We start from the raw sequence: 15,169 nt of genomic DNA on the forward strand, positions 1-15,169 counted from the left end.
CTGCCGGCCCTGCTGTCACCCGGGCAAGTCGAACTCCCCATCCCGAACGCCTTTCACGAACGCGTCCCACTCCGAAGGCGTGAACACGAGCGTGACCCCGACCGTCCTCGACTGCCGCAGCGCTACGTAGGTGACTCCGTCGCTGTGTGGCACGAACGCGTACTCGGCCCAATCCTCGACGTCACCCGCATCCGCTGGGGCCGTCGAACGCCACTCGACCTGATCGAGGTCCAGTTCGTGCCGAACGTGGGCCTTGTCATCGGCCGGCGGAGTACTCATGAACGTCACCGTAGAACATGACTACGACCGACGAACGAGCCCACGTCGGCGATCTCGTCCCACTGGCCGAAGAGCACGACGAAGTGACGTGAAGCAGTTTCCTGCAAAGGAGGGCGGGCTCAGCGCACGAGGGGGAGGGATGCGCCAAGCCCGCGTGGTCGAGCGTAGCGGCCAGAAGCCACGTTCCGGGCGAGCGTCGCCTTCAGCTGTCTCGCCCGGCGGCGCCCGATCGGGCTCACCCGGGTGAGGTCCATCTCTGGACTGGGCCGTTCGATACCTTGCATACTCGAACGCGTGAGCGAGTTAGGCACGGTGGGTACCGCCCCGGACCCCGGCTACCCGTTTCGCGCCCCAGGCCCTCACGCACGGTGTCTGAACGGCCACTCGCTCGACCTCGCTGGTCAAACCTTGCCGTATTACCACGTCCTGGACTTGGATGCCACGCTGTGTAACCTTTGCATCGAACTCCGGCTCGACCGGCCGGGGTGGTTCCCCCTCGACCACACCGCGGTCCGTCGCGTCGATGTTCCGCGGAAGTACCACCGCCCGATCGTCGAACTGGTCGCACATCCACCGGACCAGCCCGCCGGCGTCGGCTACATCGCGCTGCAGATCAGCGAGCGCAGCGTCGCGGACATCGACGTACAGATGTGCGGCATCGACCGGCGCGGCGTCATCGAGCAGATCCGCGTGGACGATACCTACCGTCGACGGCGTATCGGCACGCTCCTGGTCGCCGCTGTCCTCGCGCGCGGCCCAGGATTCCAGTGGTCGACGACGAAGGTCGACAACTCGGTGAGCGCGCGAGCGTTCTGGGCATCCCAGCAGTCCGCCAGGTCGCTGAGCCTTGGCAGGCCGGACTATTGCCCACACATGAAGATCGTGAACGGGGAAGGTCTTTAGCGCGGTGGTCGGCGTCGCTTCCCAGAGACGGCCTGCGCCAAGGCTCAACCGCGCGGCCTGGCCCAGTGCGTCACGCTCAGATCAGGAGTTCGTAGACGGCACGGTGCTTGCCGGGTCCTTTGTAGTCACTGATGACGGACACGCCCTCGATCGTCTGATCGCCGGGGACGTTGGTGAAACCTCGTCGTGTCCAGGTGGTGTGGGCTGTGGTGTTGTCGGGTTCGGAGGTGAGGTAAAGCCTGCGGGCGCCGAGAAGTTGGCTGCGTTCGCGGACCGCGTTCAGCAGGGCGGTGGTGACACCGGCGCGGCGGTGCTCGGGGTGGGCGATGACGTCCTGGAGATAGACGTCGTCGGGATTGTCTTGGCTGCGGAAGGCCATGATCGCGCCGACGAGGTGATCGCCGTCGCGGGCGATCGGGCAGGTGGTGGAGAACAGGGTGGCGTAGAGCCAGTAGTCGGAGGCGGTGCGTGGCCGGATGTAGGGCGCGCCGAGGCTCATCAGCTCGATGACGTCGGCGATGTCGTGCTGGGTCAGTGGGCTGATCTTCATCGGTGCCTTTCGCTGAGGTGGACCAGTTCGACGAGGTTCTTGGCGGCAGTCGCGGGGTCGAGGGCGTCGACGACGCTGCGGCCGACGATGAGGATGTCCCAGTCCGGGCTGGCCAGCACCGCGGAGTCCGTGGTACTGAAGCCTCCGCTGACGGCGACGGGGAGCGCGGTCCAGTGCCGTAGTTCGCGTGCGACGTCGAGCGGGGTGGTGCTGCCGATGCCGACATCGATGTTGGTGGTGACGGTGAAGCCGTCGACGCCGGCGCGTTCCATCTCGGTGATCCAGCGGTGGCTGGCCTTCACCGGAACGTCGAGGAGGATGGGGACGGCGAGGCGGCGGCCGGCATCGACGGCGGCACGGACGCTGGCGGTGGTGGCCGGTCCGATCAGCTGGACGATGTCCGCGCCGGCTTGAGCCGCGAGCACGACCTGGTCACGGCCCCAGTCCGCGGACATCATCTCGGCGATCACCGGTGTGTCCTCGACGGCGCTCTTGATCTGCTCGATGGCCCTGACACCTGCTTCTTTGATCAGCGGGTCGCCGACCTCGATGAAGTCCGCGCCGGCGTCGGCCGCAGCTTCGGCGATCTGCACGGCGCCGGCAACGTCGTGCAGATCGAGTGCGATCTGCACCGACCGGTGGTTGCGGATGCGGCGGTACCGCTCGCGGACGCGACGCGGGTCGTCGTCCTCGGCAGGGTCGGTCATCGCGGCGTGTTCGGCTTCGCGGCGCACCAGCCACCGGTCGCTGCGCCGTCCGCCGTCGATGAGCCGGTCACGGACGTAGTCCGGAGGGGTGAGATGCCCGGTCCGGATCTCCCGCAGGATGGTGACGATCGCGCGGGGGTCGTGTGCGAAAGCGGCGGCCTCCTCGTTCGAGGCCGCCGCGTCACGGGGTGGCGCATGGAGAATACGGAGACGATCTTGGCTTGGACGGATGTGGCCGGGTGTTCGCGACCACGCTGGTTCGGTGGCCAGGATGTCCAGCGCGGCCTGGATGAGGTCGGGTCGTCGGGAGGGAAGTCCCAGCCGGTCCAGGCCTTGCAGCGCGCGCTCACGCACGTGCCAGTTGTCGTCGTTGAGCAGCACCGTCAGGTGCGTCACCGCGGCGTGGCCGGGTGCGCGTCCGACATCGGGAGCGATGGCCGCGCGGACCTTGTAGTCGGTGTCGTGCACGAGCCTGGTCATGACGGTCAGCCCGGTGTCGTCGACCGATACGGTGTCGTCGCCGAGCGCTTCGGCCAGGGCCGCGCGGACGCGCCAATCGGTGTGGCTGAGGAAGATCTCCAGGGTGCTGTTCGCGGCGTCGGCGAAGAAGAGATAGAAGTGGCGGGCGAAAAACGTTGCCTCGGCGCCGTCAGCAAGGTTCGCGAGGTCGAGGAAGGTGTACGCGTCGGTGCTGTCGAAGTTCTCCTCGACGAACGACGTGACCTCGGCCCACAGCGTCACACCGAACTGCCGAAGCAGAGCCAGCAGCCACCGGTAGCGGCCGGGACCAAGCGCGTGGTGCAGGCGCGGGTTCCCCAGCAGGGCACGGCTGAGCGCGGGATCGTTGTCGTGCTCCGCGCGAGCAGCACAGGAGCGCAGGACTTCGGGTGTCAGGAACCGTGCCTGGCCGGCCACCGACATCATCAGAGGCACGGTGGTTCTCAGTGATGCGGTGGGCGCGGTCGCGATCGCCTCCAGCAGAGCGGGGGCGAGCAGATCGAGGCGCTCGAGGACGAGGGCGAACATGCTGCGGGCCGCGCCGGACGTTGATGCGCGGTCGGCCAGTTCATTGAGCGCTTGCACGGCTGCGACCGAGCGTCCCTGGCGATGGAGCAGATCGGCAATCCGAGTGCTGAGGAAAAATTCGCGCAGGACGTCGTGGGAGAACTCCACCTGCCGGTGCTGGGTCACCCGCAGCAGCGTTGCAGGCAGATCGGACGGCAGCTCGGGAACCGGGTGGGCCCCGTCGTCGAGGACGTTCAGCGCGGCGGGGAGATCGTCGTGACCGTAGCGGTGCGCAAGCTCGGTGAGCAGCGGGAAGTAGCGCTCGGTGCCGTCGGTGCCCAGGACGCGGCGCACGCAGTGATCCACGAGCGCGTAAGCACCGAGGTCGCCTCCGCCGGCCAGCGGTGGAGCGGCAAGAGCGAGCTTCATGTACAAGGGCGTGCGCACCAGATGCTGAATGCCCGCAGAGAGGCTGTCGAACGATGCGCCCGCGGCCCGCTCCCAGTGCGCGCGAGCTTCCCCGACCGGCCAGGGAGACAAGGCGTGACGCTCGTCGGCCGGAGTGAACAGGGAGGCATGCAGCAGCGGGTGGGCAGTGGTCTCAATCGCAGGCGGGGTTCGCACGGTCAGCAGGAACCGCAGCGCGGAGGCTGTGGCCTGGCGGAGAATCGCGTCGATCTGGCGGCCTACTGTCGCGAATGCCTCGTGGCTGGCGATGCCATCGACGAGCACGAGGCAGGGCCGGGTGAGCCGGGCGCTGTGTTCTTCCAGGGTGAGCAACGCGTCGTCGCCGCGTGGAATCGAGGCGTAGCGCAGGATCTCGGCTGCGATGTCCACTGTGGACATTTCCCAGCTGCCCACGGTCAGCAGTTGGCAGTCGGCCTCACGGGTGAACTGCTGGGCCAGGTGCCGGGTCAGGCTGGTTTTCCCGATGCCGGCCGAGCCGGACACGAGGAAGACACGTGCCGAGGACTCCAGGAACAGCCGGGCGGAGCCGACGACACCGGCTGGCGGGGTGTACGGGAGCGGAGCACCGGGCTCCGAATCGACAGTAGCCAGGATCGCGGCCGTCCTGACGGCCGACCCTGCACCGAGCCGGTGCACGACGACACCGCGCTCCTGATCGAATCGCTCCCGCCTGTCCGGTTCCAGGCGGCCGAGTTCCACATCGAGAACCTCGACCGTCTCGTGCTGCAGGGGTGCTGCCCGCTGCGGTTTCTCCCAGCCGACCACGGTGCTCTGGGCGTACCCCAGCCGCTGGGCGAACGCGCGCTGGCTGAGGTTCTGGACCTCGCGGAGCAACTTCACCTCGGGCGGCGTCCAGGTCGGGCGGCGGGTCACTGCACGTTCCTCCCGGCGGCGGTCTGATCGCACGAACTTAGCGAATTCCCAGCGTAGCGGGCCGTGCACCGCCGGGTACCGATCACGACCGATCACCACCCGCTCAGCGAACCCTTCCTCGCACCGGACACCGCCAGGCACGGTCATTCCACGCACTCGCCGTCCGTTCGGCGGCGGCGCCGTGCCGAGTGAGGAGCCGTGATGCCAGAGCCCGCACCGCCCGGAAGGCGCTCGTTGTCACCGTCGTCGTTCCGCAGCTTCCACGACGCGTACGCCGCGGTGCTCGCCGACCTCACCCGAGCGTCCGGACACATCAGCACCCGCGGCAACGCCGGGCCGGAACGGCTGAACGTGTCCTTCCAGCTGGGCAATCCCGCGGCGCGAGTCCCGATGTTCGCCTCCCGTAAAGCGAACATCGTGTTCAACCTGGCCGAGGTGTTGTGGTTCCTCGGTGGGCGCGATGACCTGGCGATGATGCGCTACTACGCGCCGAGGATGGCGGGCTACTCCGCCGACGGCGTCACCATCGCCGGCGCCGCCTACGGCACCCGCCTGTTCCGCACGCCCGGCCCCGGCCGGCGCTCGGCCTTCGACGCGACGCTGGACCTGATCCGCGAGGATCCCGACACCAAACGCGCGGTGATCCCGATCTTCGGCGCCCACGAGGTCGGCGACGGCGAGCACCCCGACGTCTCGTGCACCATCGCGTTTCAGCTCTTCAAACGCGAGGACCGCCTGCACGCGGTGTGTTACATGCGCGCCAACGATGCCTTCCAGGGCTTGGTGTCCGACGTCTTCTCCTTCACCTTCATCCAGGAGCTGGCCGCGCGTCTGCTCGGCCTTCGGCTGGGGACGTACACGCACCACGTCGGGTCGATGCACATCGGCGACCAGCACCTGGCGAAGGCCCGCGCCATCGTCGCCGAAGCTCGCCGGGCACGGCCATCGTCGCTGCCGGTGACGCCGATGCCGGCCAGTACCACGCGCGCGATGGTCGAGGAGGTCTGCGCGCAGGAAGCACAGCTGCGGGCCAACCGGATCAGCCACACCCTCGACTCCCTGGCCAAGACCGGGCTTCCGGCGTACTGGCAACGGCTGATCGCGCTGCTGGAGCTGCACCGCCACCTCATTCACCAGCCCGGGCGCCCGATCGACGAGGACATGCTCGCCTCGCTCGACCCCAGCCACTGGTGGCTGCTGCACCACAAATGGCCGGCTCGGGTCCCCTCGCCCGACGTTCTCGGCTGGGACAGACCATGACCGGCGTGCCCGTCGCCGCACCGGCGGACTGGACACAGTGGACTGTGGTGCTGCTCAAACCCGACTGCCTCGAACGTGACCTGGTGACCCCCGTCCTGGCCCGGGTCGCCGCCGCGGTCACCCTCGTCGTAGCCGAGCGCGTCACGGTGCAGGACTGGCAGATCTTCACCCACTACTGGGACCTGTTCGTCCACCGGCACCGGCTCGACGTCGATGTCGCCGGCTGCCTCCGGCACCGCTACGTCGGCCACCAGGTCGTCGTCGCCCTCGGCCACCACACTCAAGGCGACGCGCCCGCGCGGGCCCGTGCCCTGCTCGGCGACTTCGACCCGAGCGTCGCCGAGCCGGGGACCATCCGCGCCGATCTGGGCGCCGACAGCCTCGCCGCGGCACGCCGGGAGCACCGGCTGGTCGACAACCTCATCCACAGCTCCGACGACGCCACCGCGGCCTGGCGCGACTTCCACATCTGGCTCGGCGGGCACCGCGCCGCAGAACTACTCCGCCCACCCGCCACCGCACAGGACATTCCGGAGGTACCGCACCCATGACCCGTACACCCGTCGCGCTCGACACGGCCATCTCCCGTGGCACCCGCGCCCTGCGGATGATGCCGGCCGAGCAGATCGCACGCCTCGACCCGTACATGGCCCAGTTCATCGGTTACCGCAAGAGCGGCCTGTCGATGAACAACATCATCGGCTGCCCGCTGGACTGCGCCTACTGCGTCCGCCACTTCTGGGGCAACTTCGAGCAGAAGATCCCGCAGCTGATCGAAACCACCGCCAACGCCGTGCAAGCGCTCGTCGACCACCTCGGCTTCGCCCCGCACGTGACCCCGATCCAGCTCTACAACAAGGCCACCGACCCGTTCCTGCCCGCGGTCAAGCCCGAACTGTTCGCCGCTCTGCACGACCTGGACCGGCGCGGGCTGACGAACCTGGTCCTGCTGATCACCCGTTTCCGCGTGACCGACGCCGATATGGCCGAGCTGGAGTCGCTCACTCACCTGCGCGTCACACTGTTGTTCACCTACTCCGGGATCGAGGACGCACGGATCGAGCCCATCGCGAAAAGCTCGATCACCCTCACTTCCCTGCTGACCGCCGGCCGCACACCCGGCCGCCGGACCAAGGTCATCCTCTACTGGCGGCCGATCGTGCCGGGCTGGAACGACCACCCCGACACCATGGCCCGCGTCCTCGACGCCGGCCGCGACGCCGACGGCATCGTGTTCACCGGCTACTACCACAAACCCGAGAACGCGGAGTTCATCACCTCGCTCGGCATCCCGCTGCCCTACGGCCTCGACGACGTCGCACGCCGCAAGGCCATGCCCGCGGAGATCGACGCGAAAGTCGTCGCTGCGTGGAAGAAATCAGGCATCAGCACATCCTTGTACCGCAAGACATCCTGCGGTGTCGCCGCCGCACACAGCGTCGCCGACTACAATGGACACTGGGGCGTCAACGACCTCTGCGACATCTGCCCGCTCGCCCAGCAGACCCTGTGCCGCGACGCCCACCGCGCCCCCACCACCAGTGAGCTGGACGCCATCTTCGACACCCTCGGATACTCCTCACCGGTCGCGTTCGACGACGGACACGTCTGGACCCACGGCCTGAGCGAGCAGCAGCGCTACCCCATCCAGCACCAGACCGGCTACCAGATCTGGGACACGACCCTGCCGCACTTCCACGGCAACCACGGCCGCTCCCTCGTCGGCTTCACCCCCGATGAGGCAGATCAGCACCACATCGCGGAGGTTCGCCGTGACCTGGAGCACCAGACCCGCTTCGATGACGAGTGACCACCCCCGCACCGCGAACGGAGCCCCCCTGTGCCGGACGACACCGCCCCCTGGACCGACGCCCACCTCGTCGCCATCGACGTCGAAGGCAGCGGCCCGCAGGATCCCGCCGGCGAAGCACTGCTGGAGATCGCCCTGGTCCCGATCCGACGCGGCGCACCCGACGTGGACAAGGCGTTCAGCACGCTGATCAACCCGCAACGCACCATCACCCGCGGGCCCTGGACCTCACCCGGCATCACCAACACCGTCCTCCACGACGCACCCACCCTGGACGAGGTCGCCCCGGCCATCCTCGAACTGGTCGCCGGCGCGACGCTGGTCGGGCACAACGTCCGCGTCGACTGGCGCCTCCTGCACACCGTCCTCCCCGAGGCCGCACCGATCGGCCTGGTCGACACCCTGCGCCTCGCCAAACACCGCCACCCCCAACTCCGCACAGGGCACGGACTCCAAGCCTGGCTCGAACGGCTGTCCCTGTCCGACGGCATCACCCACGCCGCACCCGGCAGCCAGCCGCACCGCGCCCTCTGGGACACCGTCGGCACCGCGGCCCTCCTGCGCACGTTCATGCACGACGCCGCACCGGCGGAAGCCACGCTCGGTGGGCTCATGGCCGTGGCAGGCCTGAACCTGGACGGCACCGCCTTCTCCCCGCCGTCCGACCAACACTCCTTGTGGGACGACCTATGAACGCCTCAACTCGAACACCTGTACTCGACACCTTCTTGCTCGGCGGGGAAATCCCGGTCACCCGGCTCGGGCTCGGCACCATCCAGTTCACCGGCAACAGCGACCGCTGGGGCCCGCCCACCGACCCCGCGCACGCCACCCGGGTCCTCCGCGCCGCTCTGGACGCCGGTCTCAACCACATCGATACTGCCGACTGCTACGGACCCCACGCCTGCGAAACCCTAATCGCCAACGCCCTGCACCCTTACGACAGCACGCTGGTGCTCGCCACGAAGGGCGGCATCCGACGAACCCGCCCCGGCGAATGGGACCACTACGGCCACCCCGACTACCTGCGCTCCTGCATCGACCAAAGCCTCACACGCCTCCGCCGCGACACGATCGACCTCTACTACCTCCACCGCATCGACCCGCGAATCCCGCTCCACGACCAACTCGGCGCGCTGATCACCGCACGCCAGCAAGGAAAAATCCGCCACATCGGCCTATCCAAGGTCACCCTGGAGCAGCTGATGCAGGCCGAAACCCTCACACCGATCGCCGCCGTCCAGAACTACCGTGACCCCGCCAACCCCGATCACACGGTCCGAAACCACTGCCAGCGCAACAACATCGCCTACGTGCCCTACCGCCCCCTCGGAGGCGGTCAAGCACTGCAACCGGAACTGCCTGCGCGAGAACAACTCCACAGCATCTTCCGGTTCCATCTCGACTATTCACCACACGCGCTGCTGATCCCCGGGACCAGTTCGCTGACACACCTCAACGACAACATGACCGCCTTCGCCTCGGCGACCGCTCGACGAACCTCGTGACCTCAGCCGCTGCCGGAAAGTGCTTCGCGTAACCGATTGGCGCTTGTTCGCGAACTCCCGTAGCAAGGACTCGGTCGAGAACGCGGTGAAGAAGGCCGTGTGCACGAAGAAAGCCACCCTCTCCGCTGCCCAACACGCCCTGCTCACCGACTGGACCACCGCCGAATCCGTCCTCGGCATCAGCCGACCACCGGCAAGCCCAGGGCCACACACGGCTTGCCGGGCCACCACAATCGGCCCGCGCGGCCACCGACGCCGCAGTACACCCATGTCGGATGTGCTGTTGGCTCAATGGCCCTTGCCCGACGAAGCGATGCGGAGTATGGACGGCTGGCGCAGCAGGTCTGCAACGTACGGTCAGTGCGTGTGCAGTCCTCCAGCAGTTCCGTCTGCGGGCTGCCAGCCGAGCCCGTAGGACCGGGCCGGCTCAAGGTCGTGGAAACTCGTGTGGACCTCGGCCGCGTTGTCCGGCCACAGGGGCTTGCGCGGGGCCAGCGGATCTTCCGCGTCCATGGAGAACTCCCCATCGATGCGCCAGACCTTGGTCGGGGGACGGCCGCGGTCGAAGCGCACGTTGAGGTCGAAGCTTTCGCACGGGTACTCGGGGGTGCAGCAGTAGAACGGCGAGGGGAACTCGTCGACCCGGATCCGGAAGAAGAACTCGTGCTGCTCACCCGTGTCCAACGAGCTCGGAGGCCGCAGCCGGAACGCGACGCGGGTGGAGGAGACCATCCGCACGGAGTGCACTTCACCGCCGGCGACGACGTCGATGCCGAGGCCTTCGAGGGTGGGCAGCGGCCGGCTCGGCTGCAGCGGGCGGGTCAGCGAGATCGCGTGCTCGATCTCCTCGAGCCCGTCGACGTGGCTGATGATCCGCCGCGTTTCGAACACCTCCGCGCCGGTCGGGCCGAAGGTCAGGCGAACGGCCAGTGCCGAGGTGTGCCATGGGGTCTTGCGGCCCGTGCGGGCGGGCTGACCGAAGGGCGCCGGGGCGGCGTATGCGATTTCGGCGATCAGGTAGACGACGTCGTCGGCACGCCGCTGCATGGTGCGCGCGTTGCGGTCCGCGCTGTCGCCGAGCATCGCCAGCCGGTCGGTGTACCGCTGGCCGGGCGGGGTGCCGATGCCGAAGACCAGCCGGGCCACTTCCCACTGGGACTTCGGAAGCCGCGTGATCAGGCTTCGCATGGTCTCGGACACCTTGTCGCGGACCGTGCCGGAGCTGTCCCCGTCCTGGACGCCGCAGACCTGGCGAAGCCGGGCGCCGACGTGGTCGGGCAGGTTCGGCGCCTGAATGCCCAGCCCTTTGCGAAGGGCCTTCAGCTCCGCTGCAAGCTCGTTGATCTTCGCGTCGGCCGTCAGGGCCGTCAGGTTCGCCATCGCGCGGACGCGTGTGAGGGCGTCCTGCCATTCCACTACCTGTTCGTCGTCGACGGCGCAGACGTCGAGGATCGTCTGCAGTGAGTCCGAGGTTGGCAGGGAACTGCGGTTGACGTCGGTCAGGCTGTACGCGGTACTACGGGGCATGCCGCTCGCGGCTGCGATCTTCCCTGCCGTCAACCCGGATTGCTGGATGAGCGCCCGCAGCCGGTCTTTGAAGGCCGGCACGGTGTCGACGAAGGCAAGTTTCGACGGTGAAGCAGGAGGCTCTGGTGAGGTCATAAGCGCTCCGTCCCGTCGTTCCGTCCGCTCGAAGGCGCATCGCCAGGAGGATAGTCCGGCCACCTGCCGCCGAAACCGTCCGACAGTCTCTGCATCACGCGCGCCTCCTGCTGAAGGGCCTTGATCATCGCCGCAATCTGCGGTTCGAGCGCGCCGACACCGGAAACGTTCTTGAGGAACCCGCTGCCTTGAGTCAGATTCCGCAGACCTCGGCCGACGAACACCACGGCGACGAAGGACGTCAGCGCCAAGGTTGCCTGGCAGATCGCGGTGAACGGTGCAACGCCGCGGACGATCAAGAACATGGTGAAGGAGATCCCGATTACCACCACAGCGACGTCTGGCCAGCGGAGACGAAAGATCCCGCCGTCGCCGAGATGTTGCTCAGGCTCTAATGCTTCGAACATGGGAGACCTTTCTGGCCAGCACTTCGACTAGATAGTCATCAAGCCTGGCCAGCGGGCAAGATGCCGGAGACCTGCGACGGCGGGCTGGGAACGCTGTGGCGCGATAGCCCGGGGTGGTCTGCGTAGGCAGGTCACTGCCTACGCAGCAGTGAGTCTAGCAGACACGTAGACACTTCTGGCAGCCCTGGAACACGAAGTCAGTTCGGCAGCATTTTGCGAGTTAGCTGACCTGAACTTGGGTCGGAGGCGTGTCTATTTCTAGACTAGACATAGTCCGACAGGGCCGCTCTGGGCAAGGTGGTGCGGCCGTCGCGCACCAGGCTGGCCAGCACTCAGGAGCAGGTTCGGCGTCGCCAAAAGAGGGCATTGCGGAAGATCCCGAGCAGCCGGGTCGGCGGGGCAAGCGGTGCGTGCGCGAGGAACAGCCCGCCGGCGACGGCACAGGGGACGGCGCCGAGAGCGAACCAGCCGATCAAGGACCAGCGCGGTTCCCTGCGGTTGAACCAGACTCGTGAGCCGTTGCTGGCGATCTGGGTGAGGGTGAGCATCGGGACCGCGGCGCGTAGTCCGAACAGGATGGTGAACACCGGTAGCAGCAGGGCGCCACTGCTGAACCCGGCGACCGCGGACAGCAGCGCGAGCGCGAAGGCCGCCGCCGACGCGAGGAGCACGGTCGCGAAGAGGCTCGTCGTGGGACGTGCTTGTGCAGGTCGGTGAGGCGGGCCAGCGCAGCGAACCCGTCGTCGGTGCCGGGCCAGTGTTCGAGGACGGCGTCGAGGCCGGTGCGGCGCACCACCGAACGCAGGACCGCGGTGGCGATGATCGCGTCGTCGGCGTAGCCCAGGACGGGGACGAAGTCGGGGATCAGATCGATCGGCAGGGCGAGGTGACCAGCAGTCGCCCGCCACGCCCGCAGCCACGCCTTGCGCGAAGCGGTGTGGGCGCTGCTGACTTGTTGCTCCCGTACTTCTACCTGAGCAAGAACTGGGGCACATGGCTGACTGCGGCGACCGAAAGCCTCGCCGCGGCCCGCAGGTCCGGCAGCCGGCGCGGGATCGCCTGGTGCCTGCACAGCTTGGGCTGGGCACGTCATGAACTCAGACGTACCGACGAGGCTGTGGCGAATCTGCGCGAGGCGCTGCGGCTGCGCACCGAACTCGGTGAGGACGATCGCGTGCGGGGATGGAGTTCGTTCGCCCTCGGCGCCGCCTATCTCTCCCTCGACCTCCACACGGAAGCCCGAGACTGCTTCGCCGTGGCCGACGCTCTCTTCGCCGAGCAGGGCTTCGACTTCGGTCTCGCGTTCACTCGTGCCGTGTTCGCCCACGTCCACCAAGCATCCGGCTACACCGCCGCGGCGACCGAGGCCGCAGTCTCCGCGCTCAGCCACGCCCAGAAGGTGCCCTCCGCCCCCCCGTTCTCGGCCTGGCTCACCACCAGTACAGGCTCCTGCTGCTCCAGCAACAGCAGCACCGGATCGCACTGACCCATCGCGATGCCGCGCTCACGCTCCGCCGCACCAGCCGGGAACGCTGGGGCAAAGCCGAAACCCTGATCGCCCGCGCGGAAACCTTCTCCGCACTGCGCGAGCCGGAACCCGCCCGCTCGAGATCCGCTCGCAGATCGCCACCCTCAACGCCTGCCTGCGCTCCCGCGACGACCGAGCGATCTGACCACCGCACAGGCTTCCACGCCGTGCCCCGCGCCATCGGTGCGCCGGGGGAGGCGTGACCGTCGACGGCTCCGCACCCTGATGACAAGCTCGCAGCGGACCACGAATTCCTGGGCGAAGACGAACCCTATTCACGACCGATGTTCGCAGGATCGTCGCCCGGCTGTCGAGAACCGTTTTCACCTTGACAAAATGAGGACAGGTTCGGGACAAAAAGAGGACAAGTTTGTCCTCGTCGCTTCGTTCCCTTGAGCAGTGCAAGCGTCCAGAATGGAGCCGTGCGAATCGACCTACTGCACAGCATCGCCGGTACCTGTCGGGGGATCTGCGGGGCCGGTCGGCTCGCATTGGCTGCGTGGCACCCGGTTCGCCCGGGGTGTCGCCCGGCACGTGGCTCGCACGGCACGTTCAACGCGCGGCCGTGGCGGAAGGCAGCGACGTTGGCGCGACCTCCACTCGTGCTAGTCGAATAGTCACGCAAAATTGTTCAGCCATCGCGCAGCTTGAGCAGTGCGCGCGTACTCGGCCATGCCCGCGTCATCACGCATGGATCCATTGCGACGTCATTATTCTGGGAGGACAACCAATGCTGGCAACGACGAACCTTGCCCGCCGCCGCGTTCGCACCGTGCCCGGCGCCATGTGCCGGCACGGCGACGGCACCGGGCCCACCCTCATGCTCGAGGTCACCGACTTCTTCGGCGGCGACCGCACCCGCTGCGTCGGGCCTGAGGTCACCGATTTGCGGCCCGGCATCCGCTTCGACGGATCCGACTAGCGACCCGACAACGCGCTGGAGCGGTGGCGGATATCCGACGAACAACCCGCCCGGTGTTCACGCCGCCGACGTCCAGCCGTGCGGGAGAACCTCTCCTTGCTCCCGGACCAGCCCGGTGTGGCGGGCGTCGTCAACCCGCCCATGACCGCGCACCCGCGACACCGACCCACCTCCACTGACGCTTCCTCGGCTCCGGAAAGGAGCGCACCGATGGCCCACTACCTCCTTGCCTGCACCGACACTCACTCGCTGGACGATCTCGACGACGCCACCCTCGACGACCTGAGCGCCAATCCCGACACCCTGCCCCGCTACGTCTGGTGCGAGTCCTGCACCACCTGGCAGCCCGTTGCCGAACTCGTCATCTGCGCCGCAACCGGCAACCCCCACGCCGCTGACGAACCCGAACCCGTGCCCCGCCCACGCGCCTCCGAGACGGACCACGCCGACGCTGCCGTCGCCGAGGACTCCGCAGTACCCACGCCGGCCCGACCGGAAGGGCCCCGCCACGCGCGGCGTTCATTCCCTCCCGGCCACCTGGCCGATCGGAGTACTTCACGATGACCGCCACCCTGATCACGCCGGCCCGCGCCGGTGACCCGGGCATGGCCTCAGCCGCCGGTCACTACGACCGCGGTGAGCAAGCCGGCGAGCAAGCACGGCCCAAACGGCGCCGCGTTCGAGTCCGGCGCGCTCTTCCACCGTGCGAGCCGGAGGAGGCCGAGCAGCAGCGCCGCGTAGACCAGCGACATGAGCAGCGTTGCTGCCACGGAAGTCCAGCCCGACCAGCCCGCCACCAGCCCGGCAACGGCGGCCAGCCGCACGTCACCTGCCCCGATCCCGCCCGGAACGATCAACGCCCCCAGCAAGAACACGCCGCACAGCGCCGCCATCCCGGCCACCGCGCGAATACCCGGGGCAGCGTCGCCACGGACAAGACAGAGCACCACCGCGGCGCCCAGCAAACCGATCAGCAACGGGTACACCAGCAGCCGGGGAAGACGCCGATCGGTGAAGTCGATGATCGCGAGTGGCACGCCCAGCACCACCAGCAGCCAGTACAGCGCCAGCTCCCACCGCACACCGACCCGCCACCCCAGAACCGCGAGCACACAGCCGGTCACCGCGGCGGCCAGCCACCACGAGCCGACGACCCGGCCCGCACGATCGAGAAGCGAGCGTTGGGTCAACTCGCTCAGCGCCGCACCGCACGCCGCACCCGCCCCGGCATAGGCGGCCAGCCAGCCGACGGTCACCATGCCCTCGTCCTCCTGGCCACTGAAGCGG

The 15,169-nt window shown here is 68.1% G+C and carries 15 protein-coding genes and 1 pseudogene; 8 read left to right on the top strand and 8 right to left on the bottom strand.

All coding sequences use genetic code 11. From position 1 onward, the window contains the following. Positions 1-15: 15 nt before the first annotated feature. The gene (locus OG371_RS23550) at positions 16-279 is read right to left on the bottom strand and encodes a DUF397 domain-containing protein (protein WP_329072636.1); all 264 of its coding nucleotides are present in this window, start codon (positions 277-279) and stop codon (positions 16-18) included. A 294-nt stretch (positions 280-573) separates the two neighbouring features. On the opposite strand from OG371_RS23550, the gene OG371_RS23555 reads away from it, so the two are divergent. Continuing rightward, positions 574-1,182: a GNAT family N-acetyltransferase gene (locus OG371_RS23555; protein WP_329072638.1), complete on the top strand. Its 609-nt coding sequence runs from the start codon at positions 574-576 to the stop codon at positions 1,180-1,182. 76 nt (positions 1,183-1,258) lie between these two features. Here OG371_RS23555 and OG371_RS23560 read toward each other — a convergent pair whose 3' ends face one another. Both OG371_RS23560 and OG371_RS23565 read right to left on the bottom strand, forming a co-directional pair. Beyond that, entirely contained in the window at positions 1,259-1,732 is a 474-nt protein-coding gene (locus tag OG371_RS23560; protein WP_329072640.1) for a GNAT family N-acetyltransferase, read from the bottom strand. Next, the gene (locus OG371_RS23565; protein WP_329072642.1) at positions 1,729-4,785 is read right to left on the bottom strand and encodes an orotidine 5'-phosphate decarboxylase / HUMPS family protein; all 3,057 of its coding nucleotides are present in this window, start codon (positions 4,783-4,785) and stop codon (positions 1,729-1,731) included. Before OG371_RS23565 ends, OG371_RS23560 begins: the two co-directional genes overlap by 4 nt. Positions 4,786-4,986: 201 nt before the next feature. Here OG371_RS23565 and OG371_RS23570 point away from each other — a divergent pair, with 201 nt between their 5' ends. From OG371_RS23570 to OG371_RS23590, 5 genes are read left to right on the top strand one after another with little or no spacing between them, the layout of a single operon-like run. Next, positions 4,987-6,045, top strand: a complete 1,059-nt coding sequence (locus tag OG371_RS23570; protein WP_329072644.1) for a thymidylate synthase — start codon at positions 4,987-4,989, stop codon at positions 6,043-6,045. Further along, on the top strand, positions 6,042-6,596 hold the full coding sequence (locus OG371_RS23575) for a nucleoside-diphosphate kinase (RefSeq protein WP_329072646.1): 555 nt from the start codon (positions 6,042-6,044) through the stop codon (positions 6,594-6,596). The genes OG371_RS23570 and OG371_RS23575 overlap by 4 nt, the downstream gene beginning before the upstream one ends. Then, the gene (locus tag OG371_RS23580) at positions 6,593-7,855 is read left to right on the top strand and encodes a hypothetical protein (RefSeq protein WP_329072648.1); all 1,263 of its coding nucleotides are present in this window, start codon (positions 6,593-6,595) and stop codon (positions 7,853-7,855) included. The genes OG371_RS23575 and OG371_RS23580 overlap by 4 nt, the downstream gene beginning before the upstream one ends. Positions 7,856-7,885: 30 nt before the next feature. After that, positions 7,886-8,548: a 3'-5' exonuclease gene (locus OG371_RS23585; protein WP_329072650.1), complete on the top strand. Its 663-nt coding sequence runs from the start codon at positions 7,886-7,888 to the stop codon at positions 8,546-8,548. Beyond that, positions 8,545-9,363 (top strand): aldo/keto reductase, encoded by an 819-nt coding sequence (locus OG371_RS23590; RefSeq protein WP_329072652.1) that lies wholly within the window; start codon positions 8,545-8,547, stop codon positions 9,361-9,363. Before OG371_RS23585 ends, OG371_RS23590 begins: the two co-directional genes overlap by 4 nt. Positions 9,364-9,720: 357 nt before the next feature. Here the strand turns inward: OG371_RS23590 and OG371_RS23595 are convergent, their stop codons facing one another. The 4 genes and pseudogenes from OG371_RS23595 to OG371_RS23610 all read right to left on the bottom strand — a co-directional run. Beyond that, complete coding sequence (locus OG371_RS23595; RefSeq protein WP_329072655.1) at positions 9,721-11,025, bottom strand: helix-turn-helix domain-containing protein; 1,305 nt, start codon at positions 11,023-11,025, stop codon at positions 9,721-9,723. Beyond that, entirely contained in the window at positions 11,022-11,432 is a 411-nt protein-coding gene (locus OG371_RS23600; protein ID WP_329072657.1) for a hypothetical protein, read from the bottom strand. Before OG371_RS23600 ends, OG371_RS23595 begins: the two co-directional genes overlap by 4 nt. 332 nt (positions 11,433-11,764) lie before the next feature. Next, positions 11,765-12,103, bottom strand: a complete 339-nt coding sequence (locus OG371_RS23605) for a sulfite exporter TauE/SafE family protein (RefSeq protein ID WP_329072658.1) — start codon at positions 12,101-12,103, stop codon at positions 11,765-11,767. A 35-nt stretch (positions 12,104-12,138) separates the two neighbouring features. Next, a pseudogene (locus OG371_RS23610) lies at positions 12,139-12,321 on the bottom strand (YkvA family protein); the annotation flags it as partial. A gap of 1,369 nt (positions 12,322-13,690) precedes the next feature. Here OG371_RS23610 and OG371_RS23615 point away from each other — a divergent pair. Both OG371_RS23615 and OG371_RS23620 read left to right on the top strand, forming a co-directional pair. Further along, complete coding sequence (locus OG371_RS23615) at positions 13,691-13,882, top strand: hypothetical protein (protein WP_329072660.1); 192 nt, start codon at positions 13,691-13,693, stop codon at positions 13,880-13,882. A gap of 210 nt (positions 13,883-14,092) precedes the next feature. Further along, positions 14,093-14,446, top strand: a complete 354-nt coding sequence (locus OG371_RS23620) for a hypothetical protein (protein ID WP_329072662.1) — start codon at positions 14,093-14,095, stop codon at positions 14,444-14,446. A 47-nt stretch (positions 14,447-14,493) separates the two neighbouring features. Here the strand turns inward: OG371_RS23620 and OG371_RS23625 are convergent, their stop codons facing one another. Beyond that, on the bottom strand, positions 14,494-15,141 hold the full coding sequence (locus OG371_RS23625) for an A24 family peptidase (protein ID WP_329072664.1): 648 nt from the start codon (positions 15,139-15,141) through the stop codon (positions 14,494-14,496). Positions 15,142-15,169: the final 28 nt, after the last annotated feature.

It is taken from the genome of Amycolatopsis sp. NBC_01480 (genome assembly GCF_036227205.1).
In the GTDB taxonomy this organism is placed as follows: Bacteria; Actinomycetota; Actinomycetes; order Mycobacteriales; family Pseudonocardiaceae; genus Amycolatopsis.